We start from the raw sequence: 23991 nt of genomic DNA on the forward strand, positions 1-23991 counted from the left end.
GACGTCTGGCGGCTGTCGGAGGAGGTGCGCGCGGGCACCCTCACCGAGCAGGCCTTCCTGGACTCGGAGTCCTCGATGATCCGCAGCCGCGGGCACTGCAACACGATGGGCACCGCCTCGACGATGGGGCTGCTTGCCGAGGCGCTCGGCATGACCCTGCCCGGCACCGCCGGCATCCCCGCCGCGGACAGCCGGCTCCTCGCCCGCGCCCACGCGACCGGGCTGCTCGCCGTCGACATGGTCCGCACCGACCGCCGCCCCAGCACCGTGATGACCGCCGCCTCGATGCACAACGCGATCGTCACCCTCGCCGCGACCGGCGGCTCGACGAACGCGGTCGTGCACCTCCTCGCGATCGCGGGGCGGCTCGGCCTGCCGCTCACCCTGGACGACTTCGACCGGATCGGCGCGGAGGTGCCGTTGCTGGTCGACCTGCAGCCGGCCGGCCGGTTCCTGATGGAGGACCTGTACCGCGCCGGCGGCCTGGCGGCGGTGCTCCGGGAGGTGTCCGACCTGCTCGACCCGTCCGCGATCACGGTCGCCGGCACACCGTTCGTCGCGGCGTTGGAAGGGGCCGCCGTTTGGGACGAGTCGGTCATCTATCCTCGTTCGGCGCCGGTACGGCCAAACGCCGGCATCGCCGTGCTCCGCGGCAACCTGGCCCCGGCCGGTGCGATCATCAAACCGGCCGCGGCGACGCCCGCCCTGCTCCAGCACCGGGGCCCCGCCCTCGTGTTCGACTCGATCGAGGACTTCCACGCCCGCATCGACGACCCCGACCTGGACGTCTCCGCGGACACGGTCCTCGTGCTGCGGGGCTGCGGCCCCAAGGGGTACCCGGGCATGCCCGAGGTGTCCAACATGCCGCTGCCGGAGAAGCTCCTGCGTGCCGGGGTACGCGACATGGTCCGCATCTGCGACGGCCGCATGAGCGGCACGGCCTACGGCACGGTCGTGCTGCACGTGGCCCCGGAGGCGGCGGCCGGCGGCCCCCTCGACCGCATCCGCACCGGTGACATGGTGGTCCTGGACGTGCCGGGTCGCTCGCTCACCGTCGACGTGCCACCGGCCGAGTTCGACGCCCGCCCGCCGTCGCAGGCCCTGCTCGACGGCCTGGCCCGCCCGCACCGCGGCTGGGAACGCCTCTACGTCGACACCGTCCTCGGCGCCGACACCGGCGCGGACTGCTCGTTCCTGCTCGGCTCCTCGGGCCCCCGCGTCAGCCGCGAGTCGCACTGACGAATCCAGAGGCTCCGGGGAGGCTGCACACCGGGGGCGTGATCAGGCTGAGGTTGTGCAAGGCTCGCGAACGGCAGTGCATCATCGATCCCGCCGATCTCGAGGCGGCCTACTCGGCGGTCGATCCGGAGACCAAGCCGGTCTTCGACCGCGACGGCGTGATGGTGTGGGTCAGCGATCCCGTCCACTGCCGGGTCGAGGCTGGCCGGAATCTGCACCTGGTGGACGGCACCGGATGGCCCGGACGGCCCGGTCGGCCTGGTGCATCTGTCCTACCTGATGCGGTACCACAGCTGCGCGATGGGCGACGGCGCCGCCTGGCCGCTGGACAGCTGCACCGCCGAGCAGATCGCCGCGTTCGCCGCGGCCGCCACCTACCTCGGGCTCGACGAGATCGCCGACCTGATCGGCCGCCTCGAACCGGATGACGCGCTCAGCTACGAGTACTGGCGGCTCAGCGGTTCGTTCCACCAGGACGCCTCGCCGATCCGCGACGCGCTTCGCTGCGCTGCAAACTCGTCGAGGCGCCGGAGGATTGGGTCTGAGGCCGGTTCATCAAGGCCGGTGCGCCGCGAGGTCCAGGCGTCGGCTGCGGTCAGCGGCGTGGAGGGCGTCCCTCGCTGCACAGATCGAAGGAGCGAGTGGGGTGGAGTGCCGGCGGTTGGGTGTTCAGGTGTCGTAGACGCCGTCCCAGGGCGGGTCGAAGCCGAGGCTGTCGGGCAGGAACTCGGCGTGGTCGACGCCCTCGTACGAGTCCGAGCCGTCGACCAGGCCGAACACGTGGCCGTCGACCTCGACGTGGAAGAGGCCGATGGCGATGTCGCCGAACGTGTGCCCCGGCAGTGCGGCGATCGACGCCTTGAGGTGGGCCTTCGCGACCTTGATGGCGGCGCGCTCGCGCTCGCTGGTGCCGGCGAACCAGATCTCCGAGCCGGTGTGGTCGCCGGCGGGGTTGAAGCGGTGCAGCACGGCATACCAGCGCTTGTGCGGGCGCCGGTCGGGCTCGGCGCCGGTGCCTGGCTCCAGGGTGGCGGTGACGGAGCCGAAGAACTGGCCCTCGGCGTAGCGGCCGATGTGGCTGGTGCGGTAGCCGCGGACCCGCGCGATCGGCACGCGGTCGGGGATGGTCATGCCGGGCACGGTAGCGCCGCCGTGTGGCGGGAGATGTCAGCCGTTGAGTCCGGGTCGGTGGAGGGGCAGTTTGAAGCCCACCGCGATCAGGCCAGGCCGGGTCGGCGAACCTGGCAACCGGAACCAGATGTGCGGCGCCGTCGAGGAGCGGGCTGAGGGTTGCGGGAGCGGCGCCGTTCGAGGAGCGGGGCTGAGGGTTGCAGGAGCGGCGCCGTCCGAGAAGCGGGCCGAGGGTGGCCGGACTGGTGCCGGCTGGTGTCCGTCGTGGCCGGTAGGTGTTGTGGTTGCCGAGCCGTCCGGGTCTGCGTCAAGGTCGGCCCGACGAGCGTGGTTGCGGCGGTTTGGTTCGTGGTGTGCACCGGTCCACACCAGTCGCCCGGTCGGTCGCAGCTGGACGTCAGTTGTTGAGTCGGGGCCGGTGGAGGGGCAGTTTGAAGCGCGCCGCGATCAGGCCGGGCCGGGTCGGCGAACTTGGCAAACAGGAGCCGGATGTGCGGTGCCGTTCGAGGAGCGGGCCGAGGGTGGCCGGACTGGTGTGGGCTGGTGTCTGGGGTGGTCGGCGGGTGTTGTGGTTGCCGAGCCGTCCGGGTCTGCGTCAAGGTCGGCCCGACGAGCGTGGTTGCGGCGGTTTGGTTCGTGGTGTGCACCGGTCCACACCAGTCGCCCGGTCGGTCGCAGCTGGACGTCAGTTGTTGAGTCGGGGCCGGTGGAGGGGCAGTTTGAAGCGCGCCGCGATCAGGCCAGGCCGGGTCGGCGAACTTGGCAACCGGAGGTGGATGTGCGGCGCCATCGAGGATCGGGCCGAGGGTTGCGGGTGCGGCGCCGTCGAGGAATGAGCTGAGGGTTGCGGGAGCGGCGCCGTCGGGGCGCGGGCTGAGGGTTGCGGGAGCGGCCTCGACCGGGCTGGGAGGTGGCGGCGGGTGTCGTGGTCACCGAGCCGCCCGGTCCGCAGCAAGGTCGGCCCGACGAGCGTGGTTGCGGCGGTCTGGTTCGTGGTGTGCACCGGTCCGCACCAGTCGCCCGGTCGGTCGCAGCTGGACGTCAGCTGTTGAGTCGGGGCCGGTGGAGGGGCAGTTTGAAGCCCACCACGATCAGCCAGGCCAGACCGGCGAACCTGGCAATCGGCAGCAGGTAGGCGGCGCCCTCGAGCAGCAGGCTCAGGGTTGCGAGCTCGGCGACCGCGGCGACGGCCAGGCCGGCCCAGGCGAGCCAGCGGGGCAGCAGGCCGTCGAGGAATGAGCTGAGGTTTGCGGGAGCGGCGCCGTCGGGGCGCGGGCTGAGGGTTGTGGGCGGCGCCGTCGAGCGGGCTGAGGGTTGCGTCGACGCGTGAGCTGAGGGTTGCGGGAGCGGCCCCGACCGGGCTGGGAGGTGGCGGCGGATGTCGTGGTTACCGAGCCGCCCGGTCCGCAGCAAGGTCGGTCCGACGAGCGTGGTTGCGGCGGTCTGGTTCGTGGTGTGCACCGGTCCACACCAGCCGCCCGGTCGGCCGCAGCTGGACGTCAGCTGTTGAGCCGGGGCCGGTGCAGGGGGAGCTTGAAGCCCACCACGATCAGCCAGGCCAGACCGGCGAACCTGGCAATCGGCAGCAGGTAGGCGGCGCCCTCGAGCAGCAGGCTCAGGGTTGCGAGCTCGGCGACCGCGGCGACGGCCAGGCCGGCCCAGGCGAGCCAGCGGGGCAGCAGGCCGGCGAGCAGGCCCGGCACGGCGATCCCGGCCAGGAGCAGGCCGAGCGGCACCACGTGGCCGGGGCCGCCGGCGGCGAAGGCGAGCAGTTGCAGGGGGCGGATGAAGTCGTGGGCGCCGGGCTCGGACAGGGTCCAGCTGATCAGGCCGGAGGTGGCCAGGAAGGCGGCGGCGAGCAGGCCGCCGGCGAGGGCGATGGTGGCGCCCGGGGCACGGATGCCGAGGTGGTGCAGCCGGGCCGAGGCGGTGGCGGCGTAGATCGCGAGGGGGATGGCGGCGGCGAACTGGAACGCGCCGCCGACGCGCACCGCCAGGGTGTGGTCCTGGAAGTACGCGACGATCGGGCCCGCCTCGCCGAACGGCGACGGGAACGGCGTGCCGCCGGCGAGTGCCGTGCCGAGCACGAGACCGGCGATGAACAGGGCGGTGACGACGACGCCGAGGACGCCGAGTGGTGGGCCACCCTGCGCGGTGCGGGGCGCGGTGGTCTGCGTGACCATCGAAGGAATCCCTTCAGTAAGATGAATGGTTCACTGGAGTGAATTATTCAGTACACTAGCGCTGTGAGTGGTGCTGGGCAACCCCCGCAGGGCGCGGCGTTCCTGATCGCGCAGGTCGGCGCGCACGCGGCCGGCCGATTCGCCGAGCGCGTCGAAGAACTCGGCCTGACGCCGCCGGAGGTTGGGCTGCTGCGCATGATCGCCGGGGCGCCCGGCCGCAGCCAGCAGTCGGTCGCGGCGTACATGGGCGTGGTGCCGAGCCGGGTCGTGGCCATCCTCGACACGCTCGATCACAAGGGTCTGGTCGAGCGGCGGCAGGGCGCGACCGACCGGCGGCATCACGCGCTGCATCTCACCGACGACGGCCGGCAGGTGCTGATGGAGATGCGGCAGCTCGCCCGTGCCCACGACGACGATCTCTGCGCCGCCCTCGACCCGCAGGAGCGCGTGCAGCTCGCCGGGCTGCTCCAGCGCATCGCCGACCAGCAGGGGCTCACTCCCGGCGTACACCCCGGATATCGACAGCGGAAGCGCTGACGCGGGCGCCCTGGCTGGCCTGCTTACCCCGTGCATCCATTACGGTCTACGACCATGACCGCACCGCAGGACTTCACCTCGGCAGGCATGGGCGCCCGCGTCGTGGCGCTCGTCGGCGCGCTGGGCGCGGTGCTCGCGCTGAGCATGCCGTGGGCCAGCGAGGACAACACGGGCGTCGCCGAGTCCGGCGAGGTGTTGCTCCTGCGCGGTGGCGTCGAGTGGACCGGCTGGGGCATCTACGGTGCGAGCCGGCTCGACGGGCACCGGCCCGTCTCGCTGACCGTGGCGATGATCCTGATCGCCGGCACGGTCCTGGTCGCGATCGGTGCGTGGGTGGCGTTCGAGCGGACCCGCCGCCGGTGGCTGCCCCCGGCGACCGCCGCCGCGGCGGTGATCGCGCTGGTCGTCAGCTTCCCGGGGCTGGAGGGCGTCAACGGTCGCTTCGGCGCCGGCCACGTCACCACGACCGAGTTCGGCATCGTGGTGTGGCGGCTCGCCATCGCCGTGGTCGCCCTGGGCTCGACCCGCCTCGCCCTGCTGCAGGAGGCGGCGAAACCGCTGCGCCCCGACGCCGACTGACAGAGGGGCGCTGTGGGCCTGCTGTGCGCCCACTGAATGGTGTTTTGCAGCGGTACGCCCGGATCCAGCCACGCCCGGTAACCGAGCCGGTACGGTGCGGCGGCGGGTGTCATCCGACCGGGCCGCCAGGGTGCTACTCGGTTGCTGACAACCTCACCGCACCCCGGCCGCTACCTTAAGTGGACCAGCCATTCAGGCTGGCGGGGAAAGCGATGATCCACCGGGCGTCCTTGGTCGCCAATTGGTCCGGTGGGGAGCCAGTGGCGAAACCGGACCCGTTTCAGGTGACTACCGCGGGAGAACCGGTGTGCGCATCCACGCGCCCTCAGACGTAGCAATGCATCGCTGACGTAAAGCCGTTTCCTTTCTTTGCCCTCGACCATTCGAGGGTTTCTCAAGCATGCCGTGCCACGGCGGAAACCGGAGGTCTTTCCGTGCTGAAGAAAGCAGCGATGAGCATCGGCGCCGCGGTTGCCGCAGTGGCCCTGGCCGCCGTGATCTACCTGGCCGCGGCGCATCGCACGCCGGCCGCCGACGCCGGAGTCGTCTCCCGGCCGGCCAGCCGCAGCGAGTTGCAGCCGCCGCCGAATCCCGAGCAGCTGAAGCCGTCCGAACGCGTCGTCGTCACCAGCAAATAGCAGAGCAAGTCGCCACCGACATACGTACCGCCCAGATTTAGGAGAACTGCGTGTTCCGCTCGAAGAAGCAGAAGATCGCCGCCATCGGTGCGACCGCCGCGGCTGTGCTCGTCGGTGTCGGCAGCGCCGCCTTCGGTGCCATTCCGGCCAGCAACACCGGCGTCATCACCGGCTGCCGCGACAAGAACACCAGCGCGCTGCGGGTCATCGACTACCAGTCGGGCACGCGGTGCAGGAGCAGCGAGCAGATGGTCCAGTGGAACCAGGCCGGCGCCAAGGGCGCGACTGGTGCCACGGGTGCCACCGGTGCCACCGGCCCCCAGGGCGCGACCGGCGCCCGGGGCCTGCCGGGCGCCACCGGCCCCGCCGGTGCCGCCGGCGCGAAGGGCGAGACCGGTGCGACCGGTGCCCAGGGCGAGAAGGGCGAGACGGGCGCCGCCGGTGCTCAGGGCGCTCAGGGTGCTCAGGGTGAGAAGGGCGAGACCGGCGCGCAGGGCGTCCAGGGCGAGAAGGGCGAGCAGGGCCTCCAGGGCATCCCCGGCATGAACGGCGCCGACGGTGCCCAGGGCCCGCAGGGTGAGAAGGGCGAAAAGGGCGAGACCGGCGCCGCCGGCGCGGACGGCACCATCGGCTCGCAGGGCGCTCAGGGCGCCCAGGGTGAGAAGGGCGAGACCGGCGCCCAGGGCATCCAGGGTGTCCAGGGCATCCAGGGCATGGCCGGCCTCAGCGCCTACGACATCGCGCTCGTCAACGACCCGACCATCGGCACCCCGGCCGAGTGGCTGGCCTCGCTGGTCGGCGTCAACGGCGTCGACGGCAAGGACGCGTACCAGCTCGCGGTCGACATGAACGCCTTCACCGGCACCCCGGCCGAGTGGCTGGCCTCGCTGAAGGGCGCGGACGGCGCCGCCGGTGCGCAGGGCGCCCAGGGCGCCCAGGGCGCGGCCGGTGCGACCGGTGCGCAGGGCCCCGCCGGTGCGCAGGGCCCGGCCGGCGCGAACGGCGCGAACGGCTCGGTCTGGCTGACCGGCGCGGGTGCCCCGGCGGCCGCGAACGGCGCGGTCGGCGACCTGTACCTCGACACCGCCACCTCCAACGTCTACAAGAAGACCACGGCGACCACCTGGACGCAGACCGCCAACATCAAGGGCGCCACGCCGACCATCACGCAGACCGTCGCGACCAAGCCGGGGTCGGTCAACGTCAGCAGCGGCAACTCGTCGCCCACGCTGAACGTCACCTGCGACAACAACGGCATCGCGATGCTCGGCACCTGGTCCGAGACCGGCACCGGCTCGGTGTCGCTGACCAGCGGCAAGCAGTCGACCGACGGCAAGACGTGGCAGTTCACCTTCACGCACAGCGGCAGCTCCAACGTCGTGAGCGCGCTGGTCACCTGCGTCAGCTTCAGCTGAACCCGCTAGCGGAGCGGCCCCGGCAGGTGTGCAAACGCGCAAACGCGCAGACACGCCGGGGCCGCTCCACCCGTACACCTGCCAAATCAAGCGAAAGCGAGCACCTGTGCGCACTGTGGTGAAGCTGGTGGCGTCGACGATCGTCGGCACCATCGCCGCCGGTGGCCTGGGGACAGCGGCCCACGCCGCGGGGCCGGCCGTCAGCGGGGTCACGCCGAAGAACGGGACGACCGGCGTTGCTGTCGGCGTCCGCCCGACGATCACCTACGCCGACGCGGTCGACCCGGCTGCGCTGCGGTACTCGTTCGTGAAGGCCAGCGGCGGGGCGGCCGTCGCGTCGTACTACGCCTACGACGTGCCGACGCACACGTTCACGTTCACGCCGCGGGCCGCCCTGGCCGAGCAGACGAAGTACACGATGACGGTGAAGGTCAGCACGTCGACCTACACCTGGTCGTTCACCACCGGCGTCACCGACCGGGTCGCGCCGACCGTGCCGGGCACGCCCGGCGTCGCCGACGTCACCACCACGGGCGCCACGGTCAGCTGGGGCGCCTCGACCGACGCCGTCGGCGTCACCGGCTACCAGGTGTTCGACAACGGCACGCTGAAGGCGACCGTCACCGGCACCTCGACGACCCTCGCCGGGCTCGAGCCGGCCACCGCGCACAGCATCACGGTCAAGGCGGTCGACGCCGCGAACAACGTGTCCGCCGCTTCCGCACCGGTGGCCTTCACCACGCTGACGCCGCCGCCGGCGCCGGACACCATCGCGCCGAGCGCGCCGGGTGCCCCGGTGGCCAGCGCGCTGACGTCGACCGGCGTGACCCTCACCTGGCCGGCGTCGACCGACAACGTCGGCGTCACCCAGTACACGATCAGCGGCGGTCCGGCCGTCCAGACGAGCACCGTCAACAGCGTGACGCTGACGGGGCTGTCGCCGCTGACCGCCTACGCGTTCACGGTCCAGGCGTCCGACGCCGCCGCGAACCTGTCCGTCGCGTCGCCGAGCACGGTCGTCACCACGCCGGCCACGCCGATCGCGAACGGGGTCAACGGCACCGGCATCCCGGGCTCGACCGGCAAGACCCTGGTGCTGTACGACACCACCGGCCCGTACGGCTTCCTCGGCGAGCAGTACGCCATCGCCACCGCCAACCTCAGCTCCCACTTCGGCGACTGGACGGCCCAGCCCGTCACCAGCTACGCGGCCGGCGAGCTCGACCAGTTCCAGGCGTTGGTCTACCTGGGCAGCACGTACGACGAGCCGCTGCCCGTGGCGTTCCTCGACGACGTGACCGCGACCACGAAGCCGGTCGTCTGGATCTACGACAACATCTGGCAGCTGACCGCCCGCGACCCGAACTTCACCGCCAACCGCGGCTTCACCTGGACCAGCTTCGACGTGTCCTCGGTGTCGCAGGTGCAGTACAAGGCGAAGAACTTCAGCCGCGACCCGCAGAACGGCGCCGGCATCATGAACACCACGATCAGCGACGCCACCAAGGCGACCCCGGTCGCCAGCGCGGTCCGCGCCGACGGCACGACGCTGCCGTGGGGCGTGCGGTCCGGCAACTTCACCTACCTCGGTGAGATCCCGTTCTCCTACATCAGTGCCGACGACCGGTACGTCGCGTTCGCCGACCTGCTGATCGACGTGCTCGCCCCGGCGACCACCGAGCGGCACCGGGCGCTGGTCCGCATCGAGGACGTCGGCCCCGACGCCGAGCCCAGCGAGCTGCGGGCGATCACCAACTACCTGTACAGCCAGGGCGTGCCGTTCTCGGTGGCCGTCTACTCCCGCTACCGCGACCCGCTGGGCTCCAACACCGGCGGCGTGGCCGAGGACTACACCCTCGCGGACCGTCCCCTGGTGGTGGCAGAGCTCAAGTACATGCAGTCGCACGGCGGCACGCTGCTGATGCACGGCTACACGCACCAGTACGAGAGCATGATCAACCCGTACAACGGGGTCAGCGCCGACGACTTCGAGTTCTACACCGCGCACGTCGACCCGGTCACCAACAACGTCGTCTACGACGGCCCGGTGCCGACCGACTCGCAGGCCTGGGCGCAGGGCCGCATCGACGGCGCGTTCGCGGCGTTCGCCGCGGCCGGGCTGGCCAAGCCGACCATCTTCGAGTTCCCGCACTACGCCGGCTCCGACGCGTCCAACAAGGCGGTCGCGGCGACGTTCAAGACCCGCTACGACCGCGGCCTGTACCCGGTCGGCGCGTTGCGCGGCGGCACGCTGGACAACACGCGGATCTTCGGCCAGTTCTTCCCGTACACGGTCCGCGACATCTACGGGGTGCTGACCGTGCCGGAGAACATCGGCAACATCGAGCTGGAGCCGTTCAACAACCACCCGGCGCACCTGGCGGCCGACATCGTGGCCTCGGCGCAGCTGAACAAGGTCGTGCGGGACGGGGTGGCGAGCTTCTTCTTCCACCCGTACGTGCCCGTCAGCTACCTGCAGGACACCGTCACCGGGATCAAGGCGGCCGGCTACACGTTCGTCCCCGCCTCGGCGATGTAGCTCCTGGTGAGACGCAGAAAGGCCGGTGCCCCCCAGCACCGGCCTTTCTGGCTGCCCGGGGGACAGCTCCGCACCCCGATTGCACCTAAATTCGACATGTCAGCAAATTTCGTGCTAGGAGGCCCGCGTTGGTAGCGTCCCTGGAGACCTCGGAGACCGTCACGGCGACCGCTGCCGCCGTCGAGAAGCCCCGCCGCGGCCGGCTCATGGCAGGTGTCGCGGCCGTCGCGGGCGTCGTCGGCTGGCAGGCCCCGCGGGTCGTCAACGAGCTCACCAAGCCCCCGTACCTGGGCGCGCCCGCCGCCGAGATCGCCGCCGACCTCGACTGCGACAACTACGCCCAGTCCACCAACCACGACGAGTCGGTGTACCGGTACCACGACCAGGGCACCTGCTCCCTCGAGGGCACCGTCATCACGATCACCACGTTCAACCGGGCCGACGACGAGCGGGCGTTCGAGTCGGTCATGAAGGCCCTCATCCCCGTGGTCCACCCGACCTGGGAGGGCGCCACGTACGCGGCCGGCGAGGGGTGGAACGTCGCCGACGCCCGCAACCTCACCCCCGAGACGGCGACCCTCGTGGTGCAGCGCCTCGGCACCGGCGCGACGAAGGTGATCCCCTTCTCCGGCAAGTAGATGTGCGACGATCGCCGGATGGTGGAACTGGTCGCGGGGGACATCACCGCGGAGCGGGTCGACGCGATCGTGAACGCCGCCAACTCCTCCCTGCTCGGTGGTGGCGGCGTCGACGGCGCGATCCACCGCAAGGGCGGCCCGGAGATCCTGGCGGCCTGCCGCGCGCTGCGGGCCGGTCACCTCGGCAAGGGTCTGCGCGCCGGCCAGGCCGTCGCGACGACCGCGGGCCGGCTGCCCGCGAAATGGGTCGTCCACACGGTCGGGCCGGTGTGGAGCGCCACCGAGGACCGCTCCGCCACCCTCCGCGACTGCTACACGAATTCCCTGGCCGTCGCCGCGGGGCTGGGTGCGCGATCGGTGTCCTTTCCGTTGCTCTCTTCCGGGGTGTACCGGTGGCCGAAGGACGACGCCGTCGCGCAGGCCCTGGTCGCGCTGCGGGACCTGCCGCCCGGCGTGGACCTGGTCCGGCTGGTCCTGTTCGACCAGGAGACCCTGGAGATCGCCGAACGGGTCCGGGCCGCGACGAACTGATCAGGCACGGGCGGGTGCGGACCAGTCGATCGGGTGGTCGAACTGCCAGCGCCACTTCTCCGGGTTCGCGAGGAGGCGCATCGCGACCGGCATCAGCGCGTCGCGCAGCACCCGGGCGACCGGCCCGGCGGCCTTGTCGCTGTTGGTGCGGGCGGCGGCCGCGATGACCCGCTCGACCCGGGCGCGGCGCAGTGCCTCGTAGGCGCTGAACGCCTGCGGCAGCGGCAGGTCGCGCAGGCAGCGGGCCAGCTGCACGGCGCTCTCGGCGGCCAGCGAGGCGCCCTGCCCGGAGCTGGGCGACGTGGGGTGGGCGGCGTCGCCGATGAGCACGGCGCGGTCGCGGTGCCAGACCGGCACCGACGGGATGTCCTCGAGGCCGCCGGTGACGACCAGGTCCTTGGGATCGGTACGGCGGATCAGCTCGACCGCCGGAACCCGGTCGCCGGTGAACGCGTCGGCAAGGACCGGCAACCACTCCGCCGGGGTGAAACCGGCGCCGTAGGACGGATCCCGGGACGGCAGGTTCACGAACCAGCCGCCCTCGCCGGTGCCGGTCACCTGGTAGCCGAAGAAGGCCCGCTTACCGAAGACCAGGTGCATCTTGTCGCCCGTCGGCGCGACGCCGTCGCCGTCGCAGCGGGCGCCGAAGCCGAGCAGCCCCACGTATCGCGGCGCCGGCGCGCCCGGGTCGATGAGGCGGCGCACGGTGGAGCGGATGCCGTCGGCGCCGATGACGACGTCGGCCTCGGCCGTGGTGCCGTCGGCGAAGCCCGCGACGCCGCCGGTGAGGGAGACCAGTCGCTTGCCGTGGGTGATGCGGATGCCGCGGCCGACGGCCTCGTCGTAGAGGGCGCGGTACAGCTCGTGGCGCCACACGAGCTGCATCGGCGGCAGGTCGTCGAACGTGCCGAACTCGGCCAGCCGCTTGCCGGTCCAGCTCTGCATGACCATGCCCGACATCGGCTGGCCGACCCGCTCGATGACGTGGTCGGCGTCGACGGCGGCCAGGGCGGTGCGGCCGTTGGGTGCGATGCTCAGCGCCCCGCCGACGCCGTCGGCGAACCCGTCGTGTGCCTCGTGGACGGTGACGGCGATGCCGGCCTTCTGCAGGGCGAGCGCGGCGACCGGGCCGGCGATCCCGCCGCCGATGACGATCGCTGACGTGACTGTTCCCATGACAACCCCCGGCGTGACGATTGGTTGATACCAACTATCCGCCGTCGACTAGTCAGAGTCAACTATTCGTAATACGACGCCCACATCGGTCGCCAGCCGTCGACCGGGTCCGTGATCTGCTCGATGAACCCCTCGACGAACGTGATCTCCGCGTCCAGCAGGCCCTGCCGGTACACCTCCTCGATCAGGAAGAGCGGGTGCGGAGCGGGGCCGTCCACGAGGGCCGTGGCGGCCGCGCACTGCTCCCGCAACCCGATCAGTCGCTGCCGCAGCAGCCCGACGACCACGTCCGGGTGCAGGGCGCTGATCAGCGACAGCGCCGAACCGAACGCCGGGAACTCGTGCCGGGGCGTGCCGACCAGATCTTCCAGCCAGGCCCGCAGCTCGGCCCGCCCGTCCGGGGTGATGCCGTAGACGGTGCGCTCGGGACGCTGCCCGTCGCGGGTGGTCTCCTGCGGCGCGACCAGGCCGGCCTTCTCCAGCTGCTGGACCACCATGTAGAGCGAGCCGTGGGTGAACTTGATGCTGCGGTCGTCGCCGTGCGCCCGCAGCGTCTTGGACAGCTCATACGGGTGCATCGGCGCCTGGCTGAGGTACGCCAGCACCGCCAGGGCCAGCAGGTTCTTCCTGGCGCTGGCCGGCTTTTCCGGGCTCATCCGGCGGTCAGCGCTGTCATCGCCTCGTCGTCCAGCACGACCCGCCCGGCGGCGACGTTCTCCTCCAGGTGCTCCAGGGACGCGGTGCCCGGGATCAGCAGCGTGTTCGGCGCCACCGCGAGGATCCACGCGAGGGCGACCTGCGCCGGGGTGACGTCGAGGCGCAGCGCGGTCGCCTTCACCGCCGGGTGGCCGAGGACCCGTTCGCGTCCGAACGCCGCGCCGAGGGGGAAGAACGGCACGAACGCGATCCCGCCCGCCGTGCAGGCCCGCAGCACGTCCTCGCCGCCGCGGTCGACCAGGTTGAACGGGTTCTGCACGCACGCGACCGGGGTGCGGGTCAGGGCGTGCTCGAGCTGGGCGAGATTGACGTTGCTCAGCCCGACCGCGCCGATCAGCCCCTCGTCGCGCATCGCGATCATCGCGTCCAGCTGCCCGTCGAAGTCGCCGTCGGACCCGGTCACCCGCAGGTTCACCACGTCGAGCCGCTCCACCTCGAGCGAGCGCAGGTTGTCCAGCACCCCCGCGCGCAGCTGCTCGGGCTCCTGCGCCGGGATCCAGCCACCCTTGGCGTCGCGCGCCGCGCCGACCTTGCTCACCAGCACGAGCCGGGAGTCGTACGGGTGCAGCGCCGTGCGCAGCAGCTCGTTGGCCACGTCGGGCCCGTAGTACTGCGCGGTGTCGAAGTGGTCGACGCCGAGCTCGACCGCGCGCCGCACGACCGCGAGGGCCTCGGCACGATCCCGGGGCGGCCCGAAGGCGCCCCGGCCGGGCAGCTGCATCGCGCCGAACCCGATCCGGTGGACGGTGCGGTCGCCGAGCGGGAAAGTCTTCACGACGCCAGCCTACGACCTTGGGCCCGCACGACATCTGCACATCTCGCACACCCGCTCGCCCCGGTCGATGCCTACGGTCGGTGACATGCGGGTGCTGATGATTCTTCCGGCCCTGACCGAGGCGACCAGCCCTCTGTTCCGGCCGATCAAGTACAGCCTCTTCCCACCGCTCGGCCTGGCGACCCTCGCCGGCTACCTCCCTCCGGACGACGACGTGCGCATCGTCGACGAGCACGTCGAACGCTTCGACCCGGCGGCCGTCGAGCTGCCCGACCTGGTGGTGATCCAGGCGTACATCACCTCGGCCCGGCGCAGTTATGAACTGGCCGACTGGTACCGCGCCCGTGGGGTGTTCGTCGCGATGGGCGGCCTGCACGTCACGTCCCTGCCGGACGAGGCCGCCCAGCACGCCGACAGCGTGTTCTGCGGCCCAGGAGAGGACACCTGGCCGGTATTCCTCGCCGACCTGCGACGCAAGGCGACGCTCCCGCGGTACACCTCCAAACAGCGCACCCTCGAAGGCCTGCCGCCGATCCGCAGAGACCTGATCCAGCGCCACCGCTACCTGGTGCCCAACTCGATCGTCGTGTCGCGGGGCTGCCCGCACCACTGCGACTTCTGCTACAAGGACGCGTTCTTCGAAGGCGGCAAGTCGTTCTACACGCAGGCGGTCGACGACGCGCTCGCCGAGATCGACCGGCTGCCCGGGCGGCACCTGTACTTCCTCGACGACCACCTGTTCGGCAACAAACGGTTCGCCACGGAGCTGTTCGCCGGGATGCGCGGCATGGGCCGGGTGTGGCAGGCGGCCGGCACGGTCGACACGATCCTGCAGCCGGACCTGCTGGAACGCGCCGTCGACGCCGGGCTGCGCAGCATGTTCGTCGGCTTCGAGACCATCAACGCGGACAACCTCGCCGAGCAGCGCAAACGGCAGAACGTCGGGCGCGACTACGGCGCCGTGGTGCGCCGCCTGCGCGAGGCGGGGGTGATGGTGAACGCCAGCTTCGTGTTCGGCATGGACTCCGACGGGCCCGACGTGTTCGACCGCACGGTGGGGTGGGCGGTGCGGCAGGGCATCGAGACCGCCACGTTCCACATCATGACCCCGTATCCCGGGACCGGCCTGTTCCGCCGCATCTCGTCCGAGGGCCGCATCAAGCACCGGAATTGGGAGTTGTACGACACCCGCCACGTCGTCTATTCGCCGCGGGGGATGACGGCGTCGCAGCTGGAACGCGGGTACTGGCGGGCGTACAAGGACTTCTACCGGTGGGGGAACCTGTGGCGGGGCGCGGCGACCAAGGACGTGCTCGGGGACCGGGTGCGGCACCTGGCGTACGCGGGCGGCTGGAAGAAGTTCGAGCGGGTGTGGGACGTGCTGATCCGCTCCGGGCAGGTGCTGCACGCGCTGCCGCTGCTGGAGGCGGCGCTGTCGTCGTTCGGCTCCCGGCGTTCCGGTCGTGATTCGCGCCCGACCTATGATTCCGGGGGGCTTTCGTTGAAGGGGGCGGCGGGATGACCGTGGCAGTGCTGGGGACCGGGATCATGGGCGCGGCCGTGGCGCGCAACTGGCTGCGTGCCGGTGAGTCCGTGCGGGTGTGGAACCGCACGGCCGAGACCGCCGAGGTGCTCGCCCCCGACGGTGCCGTCGTCTGCTCCTCGCCCGCGTCGTGCGTCGAGGGCGCCGACGTCGTCGTCACCGTCCTGTTCGACGCGGCGTCCGTCGACACCGTCATCACCGCGGCGGCGCCCGCGCCCGGCACGCTGTGGCTGCAGCTGAGCACGGTCGGGGTGCCCGGCGCCGACGACCTCGCCACGCTGGCCGCGAAGCTCGGCCTGGTCTACGTCGACGCACCCGTCCTCGGCACCCGGCAGCCCGCCGAGCAGGGCAAGCTCAACGTCCTCGCGTCCGGCCCGTCGGACGTCCGGGACCGGGTCGAGGCGCTGTGCGCGCCGATCGCGGCGAAGGTGACGTGGCTCGGCGAGGCCGGCGCCGGCAGCCGGATCAAGCTGGTCGTCAACAGCTGGGTGCTGACCGCGGTCGCGGGTCTCGCGCAGAGCGTCGCGCTCGCGGACGGGCTCGGTCTCGACCCGGCCCTGTTCCTGCAGCTGGTTTCCGGCGGGGCGCTGGACATGCCGTACCTGCATGCGAAGGCGCCGTCCATGATGGAGCGTTCGTATCCGGTCTCGTTCCCGGTGAGCGGCGCGTTGAAGGACGCCTCGTTGGTCGGCGCGCTCGCCGGATCCGTCGGCGTGGACCGGTCCGTGGTGGACGCGGCGGCGGCGCTGCTGTCGACCGCGGCCGAGCGGGGGTTCGCCGAGGACGACATGGCCGCGCTGTACGAGGCTGTGCGGTCCCCCCAGGAGTGAACCGGCGGCAGGTCCTCCTGGGCGTTGCCGGTCTGCTCTCCGGCTGCTCGTCATCGCCCCGTGTGGTCCCTTCACCGGTGGTGTCGTCGCCCTCGGTCTCACCGTGGGCGCTGCCGGTCGCCACCCCCGAACCGTGGCCTTCCGGCCGTTCGCGTGCCGGTCGGTTGCGCGACGTGGTCACCCGGTTCCTCGCGCCCAGCCCGGTGCACCCGCTGTTTCCCGGCGGGGTGCTGTTCGCCGCCGTGGACGGTGCGGTCGTCGCGCACTTCGCGTTCGGTGACGCGGTCCGGTATGACGCGGCCCGTTCGGAGTTGCCCGCCGACCAGCGGATCCCGGCGACCGTCGACACCCTGTACGACCTCGCGTCGCTGACCAAGACGTTCACCGCGGTGCTGGCGCTGCGGCTCGTCGAGGGGGGCGCGCTGGCGCTGGACGCGCCTGTTTCGGAGTACCTTCCGTCCTTTGTGGACAAGCCGGCGATCACCGTGCGGATGCTGCTCACCCACACGTCCGGGCTGTCCAAGGACGTTCCCCTCGTCGGCTCCTCCGCCGCCGCCCGGCTGGAGCACGTGCTGCGGGAGCCGCCCGTCGGGCCGGCCGGCGGCGGGTACCTGTACGCGGACCAGAACTTCATCGCGCTCGGCGCGATCGTCACCCGGCTCGCCGGCGCGCCCCTCGACGTGCTCGTCCGGCAGCAGATCGCCGGGCCGCTCGGCATGGCCCGCACCGGCTTCCGCCCGCCGCCGGCGCTGCCGGCCGCGGCGACCGAGGCCGGGATCCGGGGCACCGTGCACGACCCGTCCGCGGCGGCGTTCGACGGCGTGGCCGGCCACGCCGGCCTGTTCGCCACCGCCGCCGACGTCGCCCTGCTCGCCCGCGCGCTGCTGACCGGCGGCGGGCCGCTGCTGCGACCCTCCACAGTGGACCTGATGCGGACCGACGCGAACCAGCGCTTCGGCCCGGCTGCCGCGCACGGCCTCGGCGTCGACATCGATCAGGCCTGGTACATGGGGAAGCTCACCGGCCACGGGGCGTTCGGTCATACCGGCTTCACCGGCACCTCGATGGTCTGCGACCCGCGCCGCCGCATCGCCCTCGTCCTGCTCACCAACCGCGTCCACCCCGACGCCACCTGGGGGAACAACAATCCCGCCAGGCGTGCTGTGGCCGACGCCATGCTGGCCTGATCTTGGTTGGCGCGCTATCTTGAAGGGGATGTGAGCCGCTGACACCTCCCCGACCCGCGCCCGAGGCCATTGCCCGGCGGGTTTCCGACGTTCCTTGCCGGTGGTGTCCGCATGTTTCCATCCGTTCTGCTCGCCCATGACCTCGTCCGCACGTACGGCACCCGCCGCGTGCTCGACGGCGTCTCCCTCACCGCCTCGCCCGGCCACCGCATCGGCCTGATCGGCGAGAACGGCGCCGGCAAGTCCACCCTGCTGCGGCTGCTCGCCGGCACCGACGAGCCCGAGTCCGGCACCGTCGTGCGCCCGGCCGACCTCGGCTACCTGCACCAGGAGATGCCGTTCGACGCGGCGGCGACGATCGCCGACGTGCTCGACGACGCCCTGCGCGAGGCCCGCGAGGACCTCGCCGCGCTGGAGTCCCCCGACGCGCTGACCCTTGAGGAGTACGGCGAACGGCTCGAACGCGCCCAGCTGCACGACGCGTGGGACGCCGACCGGCGCGCCGGCCTGGTCCTGGACGGGCTCGGGCTCGGTGCGCTGGAGCACGACCGCACGCTCGGCTCGCTGTCCGGTGGGCAGCGCGGCCGGCTCGCCCTCGCCGCGCTGCTCATCCGCCGGCCGACCGCCCTGCTGCTGGACGAACCGACGAACCACCTCGACGACGACGCGGCCGCGTTCCTGGAGGCGCAGCTGCGCGACCTGCCCGGCGCCGTCGTCCTCGCCAGCCACGACCGCGCCTTCCTCGACGCCGTCTGCACCGACCTCATCGACCTCGACCCGGCCGTCGACGGCCCCACCCGCTACGGCGGCAACTACACCGACTACCAGGACGCCAAGCGCGCCGAGCGGGAGCGCTGGCAGCGCCGATTCGAGGAGGAACAGGAGGAGCTGCAGCAGCTGCGGCACGCCGTCTCGGTGACCGCACACCAGGTCGCCCCGGGCCGGGAGCGCCGGGACAGCGAGAAGATGGGCTACGGCCACACCGCCGGGCGGGTCCAGCAGCAGATCTCCCGCCGGGTCCGTAACGCCGGCCGCCGCCTGGACGACCTCACCCGCACCCAGGTCCGCAAGCCTCCGGCACCGCTGCGCCTGGGCGTCCCCGCCCTGGCCGCCGCGTCGGCGGACGGGCTCCTGGTGACGCTGCAGGACGTGTCGGTCCAGGGCCGGTTGACCCTCGACCGGCTGGACGTCGCCGCCTCGGACCGGCTCCTGGTCACGGGCGCCAACGGCGCGGGCAAGTCGACGCTCCTCGGCGTCCTCGCCGGCCGGCTGCCCGCCGCCGGCACCGTCCAGCGGCGGCGCGGCCTGACCGTGAGGCTCCTCGCCCAGGACACGGTCTTCGACCACCCCGACCGCACCGTTGCCGCCACCTATGAACTGGCCCTCGGCCCTGCGCGCGCCGACGCGGTGCCGCTGCGCACGCTCGGCCTGCTCGCGTCCCGCGACCTGAACCGGCCGGTCGGCGAGCTGTCCGTCGGGCAGCGGCGGCGGCTCGCGCTGGCGCTGCTGGTGGCGGACCCGCCGGAGCTGCTCCTGCTGGACGAGCCGACCAACCACCTGTCGCCCCGGCTCGCCGACGAACTGGAGGAGGCGCTGGGCACCGGGCCGGGCGCGATCGTGGTCGCCAGCCACGACCGCTGGCTGCGTTCCCGCTGGCCGGGCCGCGAACTGCGGCTCGCCTGACGGGCCCGCCACCGGCCTGGGCGCCCGGCGCGTGGCCGTCCCAGTTCCGTGCATCGCCCTGAGCCGGAGACCCGGATCAGGACCCTGACCGTGCTCGTCCGTCGATCGGGAGTCGCGTGGCGGTCGTCCGGGCGGTCGGTCGGCGGCTTCGATCAACGACGCGGTGGCGCTGGTGCGAACGGCTCCGGGCGGCGCGGCGGGGGCGGAGGGACGGGCACGGCCGCGTCCGGAGGGGCAGGATTGCGGTATGGACGACGCGGTGACGCTGAGCGTGCCCGAGCTCGTTGAGGCCACGTACGTGGTGGCGACCGCACGCCCTCCGGCGGACGTCCAGGCCGCGGCCCGGGAATCGGCGCAGCGGCTGCCCGAGCCGCTGCGGGTCGGCGCGCTGCGGATGCTGGCCGGGCCGCTGCTCAGCGTGACCATGTCCACGGTCGGGGAGTCGCCGCCGCTGCCGGTGTCGTTCCTCGGCGTGTTCGGCGCGTCGGCGACCCAGCTGCGGGATCTCGACGCGGCCACACACGTCATCGTCTGCCAGGCGGTGTTCCGGCCCGGGTGGCCGCCGGCGCACGAGTGGCACGCCCGCGGGGTCGCCGCCGGCGTCGCGGAGCTGACCGGCGGGACGCTCATCGACATGTTCACGCCGCAGCTTTTGGACCCCGCCGCGGCCGTGCGCTCGCTGCCCGACCCCGACGGCCGGATCGTGCTCGTGCGGTGGGTGCTCGTGCCGCAGTCCGCCGGGGACCGCGGGCTGTGGATGACCACGAAAGGGCTCGGCCGGTTCGGGCTGCCCGAGCTGCAGGTGCTGGACGTGCCACCGGTGCTGGCCGGCTCCTGGACCCGGGTGATGAGCGGCGCCGCGGCGGCGCTGGTGCGGGTGTGGACGCGGGCGCTGCAGGGCGAGCCGAGCTTCGTCGCCCTGCCCAGCCGTCTCGTGGTCGGCACCGCCGACATGGACCGGGCCTACGGGCACGAGCCCGGACCCGAGCGCCAGGCCGAGGTGCGGTTGCGGCTCGACCCGCCGGACCGCTTCGACGGGCAGGCGTTCCTGACCGTTGTGCCACCGGACACGTACCGGTTGTCGGCGGGGGAGTTCCTGACGTCGGTGAGCGCCGCGCTGTTCGGGGGCCCGGGCAGTGCGGTGCGGCGGGCGCCCCGCGACGCCCGGATGGACGCCGCGATCGCCGCCGCCCGGGCCGCGCTGCCGCAGGCCCGGGCCCGGTTCCTGGACCGGGCGATCACCGCACCCGGCCAGCTGATCGTGAAGCACGGGCTGGCCGGGCACGCGACGCAGCGGGAATACGTGTGGTCCACCGTCACCGACTGGCCCGACCCGGCGCGGATCCACGGGGTGAGCATGTCCGACGCGGAGACCGACCCGACCGTGCGGGCCGGCCGGCCGACGTCCGTCGACGCCGCGACCGTCGTCGACTGGGGTATCTGGGTCGACGGCCGCGGCATCATCGAGGGCGGGTGGACCAACCAGCTGCTGTCCTGAGCCCGATCAGGCGGCTCGGCGGGCCCGGACCGCGGTGGCCAGGTCGGCGAGCAGCGCCTCGGTCGTGTCCCACGACATGCAGGCGTCGGTGACGCTCTTGCCGTAGGTCAGCTCACCGCCGAGGTCCTGCCGGCCTTCGACCAGGAAGCTCTCCAGCATGATGCCGGCGATCCCGTCCTGCCCCGCGGCGACCTGCCCGGCGATCTCCCGGGTCACCGACGCCTGCCGGACGTGGTCCTTGCCGCTGTTGCCGTGGCTGGCGTCGACGACGAGCCGCTGCGGCAGCCCCGCCTTCTCCAGCCGCGCCAGGGCGTCGCCGACCCCCTCCGGGCCGTAGTTCGGGCCCGAACGGGCGCCGCGCAGGATGATGTGGCAGTCGGGGTTGCCGGTGGTCTCCACGACCGCGGCCCGGCCGTCCTCGTCGACGCCGAAGAACACGTGCCGGCTCGCGGCGGTGTGGCAGCCGTCGATGGCGACCTGGACGTCGCCGTCGGTGGCGTTCTTGAACCCGACCGGCATCGACAGGCCCGACGCGAGCTGCCGGTGGACCTGGCTCTCCGGCGTCCGCGCGCCGATCGCGCCCCACGACACGGCGTCGGCGATGTACTGCGGGCTGGTCGGCTCGAGGAACTCGCACCCGACCGGCAGCCCCAGCCCGAGCACGTCGAGCAGTAACCGCCGGGCCAGCCGCAGCCCGGTCGGCACGTCGAACGTCTCGTCGAGGCCCGGGTCGTTGATGAGCCCCTTCCAGCCGACCGTCGTGCGGGGCTTCTCGAAGTACACCCGCATCACGACACACAACTCGGCGCTGTGCTCGGCGGCGGCCGCGGCCAGCCGGCGCGCGTAGTCGACGGCGGCGACCGGATCGTGCACCGAACACGGCCCCACGACGACCAGCAGCCGGTCATCGGCGCCGGTCACGATCGCGTGGACCTCGTCCCGTGATCGTCGGACGACCTCGGCGCGGGCGTCGTCCATCGGCAGCTCGTCCTGCAGCTCGCGTGGCGTGACGAGCGGCCGGTATCCGGTGACGCGCAGGTTGCTGGTGTTCATGTCCCGTCTCTTCTCCCAGGTTGAGGCGGGTCCGGTGCTCCAGCCCGCCGTGTGACACGACAAAGGGCAGAGACGGTGGTCTCTGCCCTTGCTGGCTCCGGGTGATCTAGGTCAGCGCAAGCGCCCGTCGGCTCCACCCGGAGCCACGGTAAAACGCCGATAACCCAACATCACGCCGCCACTGTACGCCATGAGCACGCTCAGCGCGCACGCAGTTCGACCAACGTCACATCGGGTGCGGCGCCGACCCGCACCGGCGGCCCCCAGAATCCGGCGCCATTGGTCACGTACACAGGCATCCCGCCGACCTCGCCGAGCCCGCTGATCACAGGCTGGGAGATCCGGGTCACATAGTGGAACGGCCACAGCTGCCCGCCATGGGTGTGCCCGGACAGCTGCAGGTCCACCCCACGCTTCGCCGCCTCGTGCGCCTGGACCGGCTGGTGCGCCAGCAGCACCACCGGCCGGGCCGGGTCCCGCCCGGCGAGCGCCAGGTCGTAGTCCGGCGGGTCGCCGACACTGCCACCGGTCGCGTCGTTGACCCCGGCGAGGTCCAGCCCGTCGATCTCGACCCGCGCGTTGCGCAGCACCCGCAACCCGAGCGCGCCGACATGCTCGATCCAGTCCTCGTGCCCGGAGAAGTACTCATGGTTGCCCGTCACGAAGTACACCCCGCGCCGGCTGCGCAACCCGCGCAGCGGCTCCACGGCCGGCCCGAGGTCGTCGACGGTGCCGTCGACGAGGTCCCCGACCATCGCCACGATGTCGGCGTCCAGCGCGTTGACGGCGGCGACGACCCGCTCGGTGTGCGCCCGCCCGCGCAGCGCCCCGAGGTGCACGTCCGACACCAGCGCGATCCGGGTGCCGTCCATGCCCCGGGGCAGCTTCGCGAGCGGGATCCGTACACGCCGGGTGGTGGGCGGCCCGAGCGCGGTGACCATGCCGGTGGCGGTGACCCCGGTCGCGGCGAGCCCGGCCACGATCGCGACGCTGCGCCCGATCAGCAGCCGCCGCTCCTGATCCGCCGGTCCGGTCGTGCGGGTAACGGCTCGCTGGGCCAACCACGCGGGGAGTTCCAGGACCACCAGAGCCAGGACGAGGTATCCGGCGAGGGCCAGCCACACGTACCCCGGCCAGCCGACGACGCGCTCGAGCGCCGGTTCGTACCGCCGGGGCAACGCCCGGTTCCCGACCGCCGTGACCGCGAAGAGGACGCCGAGCGCCCCCACCACCCACGCCCCGGCCCGCCGCACCCGCGGACGGCCGGTGGTGGCACGGACCAGCCGCAGCCAGAGGTACCAGTGCACCACTGCGACGGCCACCACGACCAACCCGGCGAACACCATCCCGCGACTATGGCAGCACCCGGCAACGTTCTACGAAGCGCCGCTCGGGCGGCGTTCGCGAAGCGGTCGATCGGGCGGCGCTTGCGAAGCGCCGATCCGGCGGTGTGTTGCGGGGCGCCGATCCGGTGGCGGTTACGAAGCGCCGATCCGGCGGGCGAGGTGCGGATCGAGTGGGAACGGCCGCTCCGGTGGCAGGAGCCGCTGCGCCTCGGCGGCCCGGCCCGTCTGGACGAGCGCCGCGATCCTGCGCACGACCGGGGTGAGATCGCTCAGCCCGGCGACCCACTCCGTTGCGTACTCCCGGATCAACTCCCGCCCGACCCCCACCTGGATGCTGTAGTGGTTGAGCGCCGCCCCGCGCAGCGACCGCTCCGGATCCCACTGCACGTGGACCCTGGCCCGCGCCAGTGCGGGATCGCTGGTCAGCACCGCCTCCGACAGCGCCCGCTCCCAGCCCGCCCGGCTGATCCGCACCGCGAGGATGCGCTCCTGCCCGGACTTGCGCCCCCAGTTGCTGCGATGCATGAGCCACAGCAGCGACGGCTTGATCCACGTCATCCTCGCGAACGAGAACGGCGCGACGAACGTCCCCGCCGCAAGCGCCGCGTCCGCCACCGCCCGCGAGTACGCCTGATAGACAACGATCGTCGTGGCATCGAAGTCGGCCCGAACCTGCCGCAACGCGGGCATCGCACACCTCCACCCGGACGATCGCCCCCACGCGTCCACCCCGGCAACCTGATTCCGCCGCAT

22 protein-coding genes are annotated in these 23991 nt (G+C 72.4%); 13 read left to right on the forward strand and 9 right to left on the reverse strand.

The window, feature by feature from the left end:
- On the forward strand, positions 1-1239 hold a 1239-nt coding region (locus ACFPIJ_RS06460), incomplete at its 5' end, for a dihydroxy-acid dehydratase (RefSeq protein ID WP_380113691.1).
- Positions 1240-1908: 669 nt separating this feature from the next.
- Here the strand turns inward: ACFPIJ_RS06460 and ACFPIJ_RS06465 are convergent.
- The 3 genes from ACFPIJ_RS06465 to ACFPIJ_RS06475 all read right to left on the reverse strand — a co-directional run bounded on the left by ACFPIJ_RS06465 (position 1909) and on the right by ACFPIJ_RS06475 (position 4553).
- Entirely contained in the window at positions 1909-2370 is a 462-nt protein-coding gene (locus ACFPIJ_RS06465) for a hypothetical protein (protein WP_380113692.1), read from the reverse strand.
- A gap of 1041 nt (positions 2371-3411) precedes the next feature.
- Complete coding sequence (locus ACFPIJ_RS06470; protein ID WP_380113693.1) at positions 3412-3831, reverse strand: hypothetical protein; 420 nt, start codon at positions 3829-3831, stop codon at positions 3412-3414.
- A 38-nt stretch (positions 3832-3869) separates the two neighbouring features.
- The gene (locus tag ACFPIJ_RS06475) at positions 3870-4553 is read right to left on the reverse strand and encodes a DUF4386 domain-containing protein (RefSeq protein ID WP_380113694.1); all 684 of its coding nucleotides are present in this window, start codon (positions 4551-4553) and stop codon (positions 3870-3872) included.
- Between the two features lie 63 nt (positions 4554-4616).
- Between ACFPIJ_RS06475 and ACFPIJ_RS06480 the strand changes: the two genes are divergently transcribed.
- The 7 genes from ACFPIJ_RS06480 to ACFPIJ_RS06510 all read left to right on the forward strand — a co-directional run bounded on the left by ACFPIJ_RS06480 (position 4617) and on the right by ACFPIJ_RS06510 (position 11430).
- The gene (locus tag ACFPIJ_RS06480) at positions 4617-5090 is read left to right on the forward strand and encodes a MarR family winged helix-turn-helix transcriptional regulator (RefSeq protein ID WP_380113695.1); all 474 of its coding nucleotides are present in this window, start codon (positions 4617-4619) and stop codon (positions 5088-5090) included.
- A gap of 54 nt (positions 5091-5144) precedes the next feature.
- A complete protein-coding gene (locus ACFPIJ_RS06485; protein ID WP_380113696.1) occupies positions 5145-5669 on the forward strand; it encodes a hypothetical protein in 525 nt (174 codons plus the stop codon).
- A gap of 434 nt (positions 5670-6103) precedes the next feature.
- Positions 6104-6307, forward strand: a complete 204-nt coding sequence (locus tag ACFPIJ_RS06490) for a hypothetical protein (protein ID WP_203844135.1) — start codon at positions 6104-6106, stop codon at positions 6305-6307.
- 50 nt (positions 6308-6357) lie between these two features.
- Positions 6358-7722 carry a collagen-like domain-containing protein gene (locus ACFPIJ_RS06495; protein ID WP_380113697.1) on the forward strand — a complete coding sequence of 455 codons (1365 nt, stop codon included), beginning with the start codon at positions 6358-6360 and terminating at the stop codon, positions 7720-7722.
- A gap of 106 nt (positions 7723-7828) precedes the next feature.
- Positions 7829-10261: a DUF2334 domain-containing protein gene (locus tag ACFPIJ_RS06500; RefSeq protein ID WP_380113698.1), complete on the forward strand. Its 2433-nt coding sequence runs from the start codon at positions 7829-7831 to the stop codon at positions 10259-10261.
- Positions 10262-10389: 128 nt separating this feature from the next.
- Positions 10390-10899 (forward strand): hypothetical protein, encoded by a 510-nt coding sequence (locus ACFPIJ_RS06505; RefSeq protein ID WP_380113699.1) that lies wholly within the window; start codon positions 10390-10392, stop codon positions 10897-10899.
- Positions 10900-10917: 18 nt separating this feature from the next.
- On the forward strand, positions 10918-11430 hold the full coding sequence (locus ACFPIJ_RS06510; protein ID WP_380113700.1) for an O-acetyl-ADP-ribose deacetylase: 513 nt from the start codon (positions 10918-10920) through the stop codon (positions 11428-11430).
- Here the strand turns inward: ACFPIJ_RS06510 and ACFPIJ_RS06515 are convergent, their stop codons facing one another.
- The 3 genes from ACFPIJ_RS06515 to ACFPIJ_RS06525 form a co-directional block, all read right to left on the reverse strand.
- Positions 11431-12606, reverse strand: a complete 1176-nt coding sequence (locus tag ACFPIJ_RS06515) for an FAD-dependent oxidoreductase (RefSeq protein ID WP_380113702.1) — start codon at positions 12604-12606, stop codon at positions 11431-11433. It lies immediately after the preceding gene.
- Positions 12607-12668: 62 nt separating this feature from the next.
- Positions 12669-13262: a PadR family transcriptional regulator gene (locus ACFPIJ_RS06520; protein WP_380113703.1), complete on the reverse strand. Its 594-nt coding sequence runs from the start codon at positions 13260-13262 to the stop codon at positions 12669-12671.
- The gene (locus ACFPIJ_RS06525; RefSeq protein ID WP_380113704.1) at positions 13259-14098 is read right to left on the reverse strand and encodes an oxidoreductase; all 840 of its coding nucleotides are present in this window, start codon (positions 14096-14098) and stop codon (positions 13259-13261) included. The genes ACFPIJ_RS06520 and ACFPIJ_RS06525 overlap by 4 nt, the downstream gene beginning before the upstream one ends.
- Positions 14099-14183: 85 nt before the next feature.
- Here ACFPIJ_RS06525 and ACFPIJ_RS06530 point away from each other — a divergent pair, with 85 nt between their 5' ends.
- From ACFPIJ_RS06530 to ACFPIJ_RS06550, 5 genes are all read left to right on the forward strand, one after another.
- Entirely contained in the window at positions 14184-15620 is a 1437-nt protein-coding gene (locus tag ACFPIJ_RS06530) for a B12-binding domain-containing radical SAM protein (protein ID WP_380113705.1), read from the forward strand.
- Positions 15617-16471: an NAD(P)-dependent oxidoreductase gene (locus tag ACFPIJ_RS06535; protein ID WP_380113706.1), complete on the forward strand. Its 855-nt coding sequence runs from the start codon at positions 15617-15619 to the stop codon at positions 16469-16471. The genes ACFPIJ_RS06530 and ACFPIJ_RS06535 overlap by 4 nt, the downstream gene beginning before the upstream one ends.
- Positions 16472-16644: 173 nt before the next feature.
- A complete protein-coding gene (locus ACFPIJ_RS06540; RefSeq protein ID WP_380113707.1) occupies positions 16645-17658 on the forward strand; it encodes a serine hydrolase domain-containing protein in 1014 nt (337 codons plus the stop codon).
- A gap of 111 nt (positions 17659-17769) precedes the next feature.
- Positions 17770-19341 (forward strand): ABC-F family ATP-binding cassette domain-containing protein, encoded by a 1572-nt coding sequence (locus ACFPIJ_RS06545; protein WP_380113708.1) that lies wholly within the window; start codon positions 17770-17772, stop codon positions 19339-19341.
- 247 nt (positions 19342-19588) lie between these two features.
- Positions 19589-20839 carry a DUF2314 domain-containing protein gene (locus ACFPIJ_RS06550; RefSeq protein WP_380113709.1) on the forward strand — a complete coding sequence of 417 codons (1251 nt, stop codon included), beginning with the start codon at positions 19589-19591 and terminating at the stop codon, positions 20837-20839.
- A 6-nt stretch (positions 20840-20845) separates the two neighbouring features.
- Here ACFPIJ_RS06550 and ACFPIJ_RS06555 read toward each other — a convergent pair whose 3' ends face one another.
- From ACFPIJ_RS06555 to ACFPIJ_RS06565, 3 genes are all read right to left on the reverse strand, one after another.
- Positions 20846-21892, reverse strand: a complete 1047-nt coding sequence (locus ACFPIJ_RS06555) for a 3-deoxy-7-phosphoheptulonate synthase (protein ID WP_380113710.1) — start codon at positions 21890-21892, stop codon at positions 20846-20848.
- A 200-nt stretch (positions 21893-22092) separates the two neighbouring features.
- Positions 22093-23238: a metallophosphoesterase gene (locus ACFPIJ_RS06560; RefSeq protein ID WP_380113711.1), complete on the reverse strand. Its 1146-nt coding sequence runs from the start codon at positions 23236-23238 to the stop codon at positions 22093-22095.
- A 132-nt stretch (positions 23239-23370) separates the two neighbouring features.
- Positions 23371-23928, reverse strand: a complete 558-nt coding sequence (locus ACFPIJ_RS06565) for a DUF4291 domain-containing protein (RefSeq protein WP_380113712.1) — start codon at positions 23926-23928, stop codon at positions 23371-23373.
- Positions 23929-23991 lie beyond the last annotated feature (63 nt).

The sequence above is a fragment of the Dactylosporangium cerinum genome (assembly GCF_042653625.1).
Taxonomy (GTDB): domain Bacteria; phylum Actinomycetota; class Actinomycetes; order Mycobacteriales; family Micromonosporaceae; genus Dactylosporangium; species Dactylosporangium cerinum.